General features: G+C 73.1%; 8 protein-coding genes. 4 read left to right on the top strand and 4 right to left on the bottom strand.

Going from position 1 to position 10400, the window contains the following annotated elements:
• Positions 1 to 173: 173 nt before the first annotated feature.
• From ACFYVL_RS37910 to ACFYVL_RS37900, 3 genes are all read right to left on the bottom strand, one after another.
• Positions 174 to 1457, bottom strand: coding sequence for an MFS transporter (locus ACFYVL_RS37910; protein WP_389253342.1), 1284 nt, complete (start codon positions 1455 to 1457; stop codon positions 174 to 176).
• Between the two features lie 273 nt (positions 1458 to 1730).
• A complete protein-coding gene (locus ACFYVL_RS37905; protein WP_389253326.1) occupies positions 1731 to 2387 on the bottom strand; it encodes an MBL fold metallo-hydrolase in 657 nt (218 codons plus the stop codon).
• 22 nt (positions 2388 to 2409) lie between these two features.
• Positions 2410 to 3096 carry a maleylpyruvate isomerase family mycothiol-dependent enzyme gene (locus ACFYVL_RS37900; protein ID WP_389253324.1) on the bottom strand — a complete coding sequence of 229 codons (687 nt, stop codon included), beginning with the start codon at positions 3094 to 3096 and terminating at the stop codon, positions 2410 to 2412.
• 255 nt (positions 3097 to 3351) lie between these two features.
• On the opposite strand from ACFYVL_RS37900, the gene uvrA reads away from it, so the two are divergent.
• Positions 3352 to 6348 carry an excinuclease ABC subunit UvrA gene (gene uvrA / locus ACFYVL_RS37895; protein WP_389253322.1) on the top strand — a complete coding sequence of 999 codons (2997 nt, stop codon included), beginning with the start codon at positions 3352 to 3354 and terminating at the stop codon, positions 6346 to 6348.
• A 353-nt stretch (positions 6349 to 6701) separates the two neighbouring features.
• Positions 6702 to 7130, top strand: a complete 429-nt coding sequence (locus ACFYVL_RS37890) for a Rieske (2Fe-2S) protein (RefSeq protein WP_389253320.1) — start codon at positions 6702 to 6704, stop codon at positions 7128 to 7130.
• Positions 7131 to 7532: 402 nt separating this feature from the next.
• Here ACFYVL_RS37890 and ACFYVL_RS37885 read toward each other — a convergent pair whose 3' ends face one another.
• A complete protein-coding gene (locus tag ACFYVL_RS37885; RefSeq protein WP_389253318.1) occupies positions 7533 to 8597 on the bottom strand; it encodes a hypothetical protein in 1065 nt (354 codons plus the stop codon).
• Between the two features lie 269 nt (positions 8598 to 8866).
• On the opposite strand from ACFYVL_RS37885, the gene ACFYVL_RS37880 reads away from it, so the two are divergent.
• Both ACFYVL_RS37880 and ACFYVL_RS37875 read left to right on the top strand, forming a co-directional pair.
• Positions 8867 to 9517: a papain-like cysteine protease family protein gene (locus tag ACFYVL_RS37880; RefSeq protein WP_389253317.1), complete on the top strand. Its 651-nt coding sequence runs from the start codon at positions 8867 to 8869 to the stop codon at positions 9515 to 9517.
• A 5-nt stretch (positions 9518 to 9522) separates the two neighbouring features.
• On the top strand, positions 9523 to 10323 hold the full coding sequence (locus ACFYVL_RS37875; RefSeq protein WP_389253339.1) for a hypothetical protein: 801 nt from the start codon (positions 9523 to 9525) through the stop codon (positions 10321 to 10323).
• The last annotated feature ends 77 nt before the right edge of the window (positions 10324 to 10400 follow it).

Here is a 10400-nt window from a genome sequence, read left to right as displayed (position 1 = left end):
GCGATCTGACGTTCTGTCAGCTGCTTTGCGTACTCGCTGCCCGACCCGGGCGCGGGGGGGGCGCCCCCCCCCCCCCCCCCCCCCCCCCCCCCCGCGCCCCCGCGCCCCCGCCCCCCCCCGGGCCCCCCCCCCCCCCCCCCCCACCTCTCGCGTTCCGAGGGGGTACCGCCGGGTCAGGCCGGAGCCGCGTCCGCCCCGACCGCACGGGCGGCCACCGGGCGGGTCTCCGGCAGCAGCGCGAAGCAGCCCAGGCTGAGCACCGCCATCCCGGTCAGATACCCGGCCACGCCCCACGGCGGCCCGTCGCCCCGGGAGACCGCCGTCGCGACGATCGGCGTGAGCGCACCGCCCAGCACCCCGGCCAGGTTGTAGCCGACGGCCGCGCCCGTGCAGCGCACCCTGGGCTCGTACAGCTCCGGCAGATAGGCCCCGACCACCGAGAACATCGTGACGAACGACAGCGCGCCGCCCAGGAACCCGACGAACATCCACACCGGTTGCGCGGTCGACAGCAACGCGATCATCGGGAACACCCACAGTGCGCCGATCGCGCACCCCGCCAGGCACATCGGCCGCCGCCCGAACCGGTCGCCGAGCACCGCCGCCAGCGGGATCAGCGGCCCCTTCAGGAAGACCGCGGCCATGACGCAGCCCAGCATGACCGTGCGGTCCACGCCCAGGCGCTCGGTGCCGTACGCGAGGGACCAGGTCGACATCGTGTAGACGAGCGCGTACCCGAGGGAGAGCGCGCCTGCCGTCAGCAGCACCAGCCGCCAGTGGCCGCGGACGATCTCCACGAACGGCGCGCCCGCCCGTTCGCCCTGCTCCGCCAGCTTCCGGAAGGCGGGCGTCTCCTCCAGCGAGCCGCGCAGCAGCAGCCCGGCGGCGGCCAGCAGGCCCGCCACCCAGAACGGCACCCGCCACCCCCACGCGACGAACTGCGCGTCCGTCAGCAGCGCCGACATCGCCAGCATCACACCGTTGGCGAGCAGGAAGCCGAGGGAGGGACCGGTCTGCGGAAAGCTCGCCCACAGCGCGCGGCGCTCGGCGGGCGCGTGCTCGGCGGTCAGCAGCACCGCCCCGCCCCACTCGCCGCCCAGCCCCAGTCCCTGGAGGAAGCGGAGCAGGAGCAGCAGGACCGGCGCGAGGATGCCGAGCGAGTCGTAGGTGGGCAGACAGCCGACCGCGACCGTGGCGGCCCCGGTCAGGACGAGTGAGGAGAAGAGCACCGGCCGCCGGCCGAACCGGTCGCCGATGTGCCCGAAGAGGACGGCGCCGACCGGACGCGCAAGGAAGCCGACGGCGAAGGTACCGAAGGCGGCGAGGGTGCCCGCCAGGGGCGAGAAGGACGGGAAGAAGAGCGGCCCGAGGACGAGCGCCGCGGCCGTCCCGTAGATCGCGAAGTCGTAGAACTCGATGGCCGTCCCCGCGAGCGAGGCGGTGGCCAGGCGGAGCATCGAGGGCGCGGACGGCGGCGGTCCGGCGGGCCCGGCGGGTGATCTTGAGGAGTGCATGCGGCGTCGTTACCCCGCCGCCGGCCCCCTCAAGTGGCCCGCCGCACTAGTCGTACCGGCGCGCCCGCAAGATCACCCCGTGGGCGGCGCGCGGGGGTGCCGCGGCCCTGGGTGTCGACCGGTGAGCCCTCGGTGTCGACCGGTGAACCGTGGGCGCCCTCCGGGTATCCCGGCCCTCCCGAGGGCCGGGATACCCGGAGGGCGCGGTGCGGTGCACTACCAGCCGCGCTCGCGCCACTCGGCCAGGTGCGGACGCTCGGCGCCGAGGGTCGTGTCGTCGCCGTGCCCCGGGTAGACCCAGGACTCGTCGGGCAGCGGGGCGAAGATCTTCTCCGTCACGTCGCCGAGCAGCGAGGCGAACGCCTTTGCGTCGTCGTGGGTGTTGCCCACGCCGCCCGGGAAGAGGCAGTCGCCGGTGAACACGTGCGGGTGGCCGTGCGGGTCGTCGTACACCAGGACGATGCTGCCCGGGGTGTGTCCGACGATGTGCCGCGCGGTCAGCCCGACGCGTCCCACACGTACCGTGTCGCCGTCCTCCAGGAGGGTGTCGGTCGGCACCGGGATGCCCTCCGCGTCGTACCGGCCGGCCAGTGTGCGCGCCCCGGTGGCGGCGACGACCTCCGCCAGGGCCTGCCAGTGGTCGCCGTGCCGGTGGGTGGTGACGACGGAGGCGATGGAGTCGTCACCGATCAGCCGCAGCAGGGTCCGCGGCTCGGCCGCCGCGTCGATCAGCAGCTGCTCACCGGTCTCCCGGCAGCGCAGCAGGTACGCGTTGTTGTTCATCGGCCCGACCGCGACCTTCGAGATCATCAGGTCCTTGAGTTCGTGCACATCCGCAGGTCCGCCGACCTTCACCGCTCCGCTGTACGTCATAGCGCGCAGCCTACTGCCGTGCCTACAGCGGCGGCAGTACGGGCAGCGGGCCGCCCTCGGACCCCAGTGCGGCCCCGTCGCGGCGGCCGGCCAGCCAGCCCAGCAGGTCGGCCGCCGCGCCCGTCACGGTCACCGCGTCGCCCTCCGAGCCGCCGGTGGTCCACTGCCGTCCGTCGGCGGCACTCAGCGTCGTCGGGGCCACGCTCGCGTTGCCCGCGAAGCGGTCCGCCAGGAACGCGATCTCGCGCCCGGTGAACTCCTCGGGCAGGTGCTCCAGCTCGTAGCCGATGCCCAGGTCGACGTGGTGCAGCTCGATCTCCACCAGCCGCCGGAACGGCACCCGGGAAGCCGAGTCGGTGATCCCGTTGCGCAGCTCCACGGTCCGCGACCAGTCGGCCGGCTCGTCGGCCGCCCGCGCGAAGGCGTCCGCCGTCGTCGACACGTCGGTGAGCTGTACGTCGAGGGGGCGCGGGGCGTCGCGCGCGATGTCGGCGTCCCGGGCCTCGGCGCTCTCGTACATGGGGCGGCCGGCCAGGACGTTCAGCAGGGCGTCGGCATTGCGGGCCAGGTGGGCCAGCACATGTCCGCGGGACCAGCCGGGAAGCCGTGACGGTTCGGCGACGGCGGCGTTGTCCAGCTCGGCCGCGGCGGTGAGCAGACGGTTCGTGGCGTCGCTCAGCAGGGCCAGATCGTGCGCATGATCGTTCATGGGGCAGACGATAGGCCGCCGCGCAAGCCTCAGCCACTCGTTCGGGTGAAGCGGACGGCGTATGGCTTCAAATCGAATGTACGTGCTATACGCTCGAAGGGAACATCCGGGGCCCGGAGAACCGTTGAACCGAGCGGTGTCCCAGGACCCGGCACCCAGCACATGCACAGCGCTCCTCACTCATGCACTTGGCACCCTCACCCCAGCAGTCTGCTTCCCGGCACCCTGCTTCTCTCAAGAAAGGTGCGGACCGGCGTGGCCGACCGTCTCATCGTTCGTGGCGCTCGCGAGCACAACCTCAAGAACGTCTCGCTCGACCTTCCCCGTGACTCCCTCATCGTGTTCACGGGGCTCTCCGGGTCGGGCAAGTCCTCCCTCGCGTTCGACACGATCTTCGCCGAGGGGCAGCGCCGCTACGTCGAGTCGCTCTCCTCGTACGCCCGGCAGTTCCTCGGGCAGATGGACAAGCCGGACGTGGACTTCATCGAGGGCCTCTCCCCGGCGGTCTCCATCGACCAGAAGTCGACCTCGCGCAACCCGCGCTCGACGGTCGGCACCATCACCGAGGTCTACGACTACCTCCGTCTGCTCTTCGCCCGGATCGGCAAGCCGCACTGCCCCGAGTGCAACCGGCCGATCTCCCGGCAGTCCCCGCAGGCCATCGTCGACAAGGTGCTGGAACTGCCCGAGGGCAGCCGCTTCCAGGTGCTCTCCCCGCTGGTGCGCGAGCGCAAGGGCGAGTTCGTCGACCTGTTCTCCGACCTCCAGGCCAAGGGCTACAGCCGTGCCCGGGTCGACGGCGAGACGATCCAGCTCACCGAGCCGCCCACGCTGAAGAAGCAGGAGAAGCACACCATCGAGGTGGTCGTCGACCGCCTCACCGTCAAGGACAGCGCCAAGCGCCGGCTGACCGACTCGGTGGAGACCGCCCTCGGCCTCTCCGGCGGCATGGTCATCCTCGACTTCGTCGACCTCGACGCGGACGACGCGGACCGTGAGCGGATGTACTCCGAGCACCTCTACTGCCCGTACGACGACCTGTCGTTCGAGGAGCTGGAGCCGCGCTCGTTCTCCTTCAACTCGCCCTTCGGCGCCTGTCCCGACTGCTCCGGCATCGGCACCCGCATGGAGGTCGACGCCGAGCTGATCGTCCCCGACCCGGAGAAGTCCCTCGACGAGGGCGCCATCCACCCCTGGTCGCACGGCCACACCAAGGACTACTTCGCCCGCCTGATCAACGCCCTGGCGAGCGAACTCGGCTTCAGTACGGAGATGGCCTGGGCCGGGCTGCCGCAGCGCGCCAAGAAGGCCCTGCTGTACGGCCACAAGACGCAGATCGAGGTCCGCTACCGCAACCGGTACGGCCGCGAGCGCGCGTACACCACCTCCTTCGAGGGCGCGGTGCCGTTCGTCAAGCGGCGGCACGCGGAGTCCGACAGCGACTCCAGCCGCGAGCGCTTCGAGGGGTACATGCGCGAGGTGCCCTGCCCCACCTGTGAGGGCACCCGCCTCAAGCCGCTCGTCCTCGCGGTCACGGTGATGGACAGGTCCATCGCCGAGGTCTCCGCGATGTCGATCAGTGAGTGCGCCGAGTTCCTGCTGAAGCTGACCCTCAACGCCCGCGACAAGAAGATCGCCGAGCGGGTGCTCAAGGAGGTCAACGAACGGCTGCGCTTCCTGGTGGACGTCGGCCTCGACTACCTCTCGCTGAACCGCCCCGCGGGCTCCCTCTCCGGCGGCGAGGCACAGCGCATCCGCCTCGCCACCCAGATCGGCTCCGGCCTGGTCGGTGTGCTCTACGTCCTGGACGAGCCGTCCATCGGCCTGCACCAGCGAGACAACCACCGGCTCATCGAGACGCTGGTGCGGCTGCGCGACATGGGCAACACGCTGATCGTCGTGGAGCACGACGAGGACACCATGAAGGTCGCCGACTGGATCGTGGACATCGGCCCCGGCGCCGGTGAGCACGGCGGCAAGGTGGTGCACAGCGGCTCGATGAAGGGGCTGCTGGCCAACAAGGACTCCGTCACCGGCCAGTACCTCTCCGGCAAGCGGGTCATCCCGACCCCGGAGGTCCGCCGCCCGGTCGACCCCTCGCGCAGGCTCGTCGTGCACGGCGCCCGCGAGAACAACCTGCGGGACATCGACGTCTCCTTCCCGCTGGGCGTACTGACCGCCGTCACCGGAGTCTCCGGCTCCGGCAAGTCGACGCTGGTCAACGACATCCTCTACACCCACCTCGCCCGCGAGCTGAACGGGGCGCGCAGCGTTCCCGGCCGGCACACCCGGGTCGCGGGCGACGACCTCCTCGACAAGGTCGTGCACGTCGACCAGTCGCCGATCGGCCGCACCCCGCGCTCCAACCCGGCGACCTACACCGGGGTCTTCGACAAGATCCGCAAGCTGTTCGCGGAGACGACGGAGGCGAAGGTACGGGGCTACCAGCAGGGCCGGTTCTCCTTCAACGTCAAGGGTGGCCGCTGCGAGAACTGCTCCGGCGACGGCACCATCAAGATCGAGATGAACTTCCTGCCGGACGTCTACGTCCCGTGCGAGGTGTGCCACGGCGCCCGCTACAACCGCGAGACGCTCGAAGTGCACTACAAGGGCAAGAACATCGCCGAGGTGCTCAACATGCCGATCGAGGAGGCCCTCTCCTTCTTCGAGCCGGTCACCTCCATCGCCCGCTACCTCCAGACCCTCAACGAGGTCGGCCTGGGGTACGTACGCCTGGGCCAGGCCGCGACCACCCTCTCCGGCGGCGAGGCGCAGCGCGTCAAGCTGGCGGCGGAGCTCCAGAAGCGGTCCTCCGGGCGGAGCGTCTACATCCTCGACGAGCCGACCACCGGTCTGCACTTCGAGGACATCAGCAAGCTCATCAAGATCCTGGAGGGTCTGGTCGAGAAGGGGAACTCGGTGATCGTCATCGAGCACAACCTCGACGTGATCAAGACCGCCGACTGGGTCGTGGACATGGGCCCCGAGGGCGGCAAGGGCGGCGGCCTGGTCGTCGCCGAGGGCACCCCGGAGGAGGTCGCGGGGGTGGCGGCGAGCCACACCGGCAAGTTCCTGCGGGACATCCTCGACCCGAGCAGGATCAGCGACGCGACCCCGTCGCGGGCCTCGGGCCGCAAGCCTGCGGCGAAGAAGGCCCCGGCCAAGAAGGCGGCGGCGAAGAAGCCGGCGGCGGCCAAGAAGGCGGCCCCGGCGGCGAAGAAGACCGCGGCCAAGAAGTCCACCGCACGCTGACCCGCACACCGACGGGCGGCCCCGGCCCACGGGGCCGCCCGTCGCGTGCGTCCGGGGTCCGCGCGTCACACGGTCGCCCGGTAGCGGGTGCCCGTCCGTGCGCCGGGCGGCTGCCCGCCGTGGGGGTCCGGGCGGCGTGCCGCGGGGCGGTCGGGCGTGGGTGTCCGGGCGGCGTGCTGCGGGGGCGGTCGGCCGTGGGTGTCCGTGTCCGGGCGGCGCTTCGGGCGGTCGCCCGGCGCGTGCGGTTGGTCGTGCACCTCCCCGGCGACGTTCCGGCACCCGCCCCCGGTATCGTCGGTCAGGGTCCAGCGGACCCACCCGTACCGCCATCCCCTCGTACCACGGGAGTCACCATGTCCGGCCAGCCCACCCCCCGCCGCACCGTGCTGAAGGGCGCCGCACTCGCCGGCGCGGCAGGCCTGGGCGTGGCCGCGTGCTCCACCGAGTCCAAGCTGGGCCACGCCCAGACGCCGACCCCCACCGCTCCGGTCGACCTCGGCGACGCGGCGGCCGTGCCCGTCGGCGGCGCCAAGCTCTACCGCGACCAGCGCCTGGTCGTCAGCTGCCCGGCCAAGGGCGAGTACAAGGCGTTCAGCGCCCAGTGCACGCACGCCGGCTGCGTGCTGGACAAGCTGGAGGCCAACGAGGGCAACTGCCCCTGCCATGGCAGCCGGTTCGACGTCACCACCGGCAAGGCGCTCAAGGGCCCGGCCACCGCCCCGCTGCCCGCCGTCCCGGTCAAGGTCAAGGACGGCAAGCTGGTCGCGGGCCCGGACGCCTGAGACCCGGACCGCCGTCCCGCGGGGCCGGATCGGCCGGGCCGCGGCCGAGTCCCGTCGGCCCACGCACCGGATCGGCCGGGCCCCGGCCCGCGGTCCGGTCGGCCCGTGCACCGGATCGGCCTGGACCCGGGCCGCGGTCGCGTGACTGGAGGCCTGCGGTCCCGTCGGCCCGCCCACCGCAGAGCCGTACACCGGAGGCCCGCAGCCGCAGGCCCGTGCACCGGAGGCCCGCCCACCGGAGGTCCGCAGTCGCAGGGCCGCGCAACGCAGGCCCGCGCAACGCAGGGCCGCGCAACGCAGGCCCGCGCAACGCAGGCTCGCGCGCCGGAGGCCCGCCACCGGAGGCCCCGCAGGGCCGTACACCGCAGGCCCGCCGGCGTCGTACGCCTCCGTCCACGGGGGCTACTCCCAGTCCCAGTCCACCCCCAGGATCCCCGGCCGCACCCCCTGCTCCACGAAGTGCACCGTCCCGTGCCTGCCGCTCAGCGTCAGGTCCTGGCGGGCCGTGCGCGGGGCCGCGGCCGAGGCCTGGGCGAAGCGCCGGCAGCGCACCGGCAGGGCCGCCTCGTCGAACCGCACCTGCAGCACGTACTGCCCGCCCGCGAAGCTGAAGCCGCGCACGTACTCGCCGCTCTGACCGCCGGTGCCGTCCTCGAAGCCGTACCCGAAGAGGTACGTGTCCCCGGCCCGCAGCCGGGCGTCGAAGAGCAGTTCCGCGACCACCACCCCGGTGTCCCGCTGCCACCGCACCCGCCCCGTACGGCAGTTCTCCCGCGCCCGCACCACCACCCGCGCCGGGTCGCAGCCGGGGTCGCCGTGATGGATGGCCAGATAGCGGTCGATGCCGTCCCGGTGCGCCCGTACGACCTGCTGGGACTCGCGGCCCACCAGCGCCCGGTCGGGGCCGATCCGCACCCGTTCGTGGTGGCCGACCGTGTGCAGCCCGCCGTCCTGCGGCGACTCCAGCTCCGCGAGCAGCCGCTCCACCGAGCCGGACGCCTCCACCAGCGCCCGGTAGGAGCGGGTCGCGGGCCGCTCGGCCTCACCGCCGGGCCCCTCCGCCACCAGCAGCCGGATCAGCGACTCGGCGGGCAGGTGCAGCACCGCCTCCAACTCCCGTACGGCCCGCAGCGACTCCGGGCGCTGCGGGCGCCGGGCACCCTGCTGCCAGTAGCTGAGGCTGGTCACCCCGACCTTGACGCCCCGGCCCGCCAGATGGTGCTGCACCCGCTGCAACGGCAGCCCGCGCAGCGCCAGCGCGGCCCGCAGCGCCAGGTGGAACGGGCCGGTGCGCAGCAGCAGTTCGAGATCGGCCCCGGCGGGAACGTCGGGCACCCCCGAGGACAAGGAGGGCACCCCGGAGGGAAAGGAGGGCACCCCGGCGGGCACCGGCGGCGCCCCGGCGGGTTCGTGGGGGCCCCGGCCCGGTATCGGCGGGCCGGTGTCCGGCGACGGGTGCTGCCGCATCACAGCTCCTTGCGTGGCGGTGAACATTCACGACGGCACACCGCACCGGCCTGCCGCCGTCGGCGAAGCGGGCTGGTGGACGGGAACGGGACGTTCACATCCCGCTCACCCCGTTCACAGCACCGCGTCACCCCGCATTGAAGCGTGTTGACCTGCACTCGACAACACCGGATGCTCCTCAGCAGCGTCCGGACGCGCTCCTCCAACCCTCCCCGTCCCCGGTCCCGCCGGAGCGGGGGAGGGCCCACCCCCGCCTCGGGAGGAACGCGATGCGCAACCCCAGCAGGAGACGGCTCACCCTGGCCGCTCTCGCCACCGCGACCCTGCTCGCCGTCCCCACGGCGACAGCGGCCGCGGCACCCGCCCCCGCCGATCCCGCCGCCCCGGCCGCCGCCGGCCGGCAGGCCGCCCCGCAGTCCGGCGAGCAGGCCCCGCTGCTCGCCGCCAAGCGCCTCAACATCACCATGCAGGCCCAGGAGAAGACCAACTGGTGCTGGGCCGCCGGCGGCAACACCATCGCCTCCTGGTTCGGCAAGAAGTACAGCCAGAACCAGTTCTGCAACGCCGCCTTCGGCCGCAGCCAGAACACCACCTGCCCCAACAACCAGGCCACCCTGGGCAATGTCCAGAACGGCCTCGACTGGGCCGGCATCAACCCCGGCTCCTACGTCACCGGCTATCTGCGCTACACGACCGTGCAGAGCGAGATCGCCGCCGACCGCCCCGTCGAGACCCGCATCCAGTGGTCCAGCGGCGGCGGCCACATGCACGTGATCTACGGGTACGACACCGCCAACAGCTGGGTCTACTGGGGCGACCCGTGGCAGACCAGCGACCGCTACAACTGGGCCTCGCACGCCTGGTACGTGAACAACAACTCCTTCTCCTGGACCCACTCGCTCTACCAGATCGGGGCGTGACGACGATGACCTCCACCTTCCGGTCCGCCGCCGTCGCGGCCGTCACCGCCACCCTCCTGCTCGGCGCCGCCGCCGAGGCGGGCGCGGCCGGGCGGCCCGCCCCCGTGCCCGACCGGGCGGCGGCCCGCGCCGCGGCCACCGCCCCCGCCACCCTCGACACCCTGTCCCGCTTCTTCGCCCGGGACGGCGCACTCGCCCGCGCCGCCGCCGCCCCGCGCGTGCAGCAAGCCACCGTCGAGGTCAACACGCTCTCCCCGGACTTCGTCGCGGGCCGGCCCGGGGCGAAGGTGGCCGAACTGGAGTTCATGGCCAGCACTGCCGTCTCCTCCGACGGGCGGAAGGCGTCCCTGTGGGCCGCGCCCCTCCAGGGCAAGTGGCAGGTGGTGAACATCGCCACCGGCGACGACGAGACGCGCTACGCAACCGAGGGCGCCCGCAGGCTCCCCGGCGGCACCGTCTTCCGCGAGCCCCAGATCGACGGCTGGTACGTCGCCGACGCGCGGCGCGTACTGCCCCTCGACGAGGACGCCACCCGCGCCGTCGGCGCCCGGGGCGTGACCCTGGCCGCCTACGGGCAGCGGGTGCGCGCCGCGTACGCCGACAAGCTCCCCGGCAGCGCCTACGCCCGGCAGGGCAAGGCGGGCGGCTACGCGCAGGGGGCCACCGGCACCACCACGGCGGCGGCCGACGCACCCCCTGCCGAGGACGCCGCCTTGGCCGCGCCCCTGGCCGCCGCCGGCGGAGCCGCGCTGCTCGCCCTCGCGGGCTTCGCCGTCGTACGCCTGCGCCGTCGCGAACAGTCCTGACGCCCCGCACGGTGACACGCTCCTGAACAGTCGGGGCGCCCCACCCGGGGCGCCCCGACTGTCGGTGCCCGCAAGTA

Source organism: Streptomyces sp. NPDC004111 (assembly GCF_042874215.1).
Taxonomy (GTDB): domain Bacteria; phylum Actinomycetota; class Actinomycetes; order Streptomycetales; family Streptomycetaceae; genus Streptomyces.
This window is presented reverse-complemented; position numbering and strand designations above follow the sequence as displayed.

Bases quoted from the DNA above. Each gene is read 5' to 3' on its own strand.
- ACFYVL_RS37910 (WP_389253342.1), bottom strand. From the start codon at position 1,457: ATGCTCCGCCTGGCCACCGCCTCGCTCGCGGGGACGGCCATCGAGTTC.
- ACFYVL_RS37905 (WP_389253326.1), bottom strand. From the start codon at position 2,387: ATGACGTACAGCGGAGCGGTGAAGGTCGGCGGACCTGCGGATGTGCAC.
- ACFYVL_RS37900 (WP_389253324.1), bottom strand. From the start codon at position 3,096: ATGAACGATCATGCGCACGATCTGGCCCTGCTGAGCGACGCCACGAAC.
- ACFYVL_RS37890 (WP_389253320.1), top strand. From the start codon at position 6,702: ATGTCCGGCCAGCCCACCCCCCGCCGCACCGTGCTGAAGGGCGCCGCA.
- ACFYVL_RS37885 (WP_389253318.1), bottom strand. From the start codon at position 8,597: ATGCGGCAGCACCCGTCGCCGGACACCGGCCCGCCGATACCGGGCCGG.
- ACFYVL_RS37880 (WP_389253317.1), top strand. From the start codon at position 8,867: ATGCGCAACCCCAGCAGGAGACGGCTCACCCTGGCCGCTCTCGCCACC.
- ACFYVL_RS37875 (WP_389253339.1), top strand. From the start codon at position 9,523: ATGACCTCCACCTTCCGGTCCGCCGCCGTCGCGGCCGTCACCGCCACC.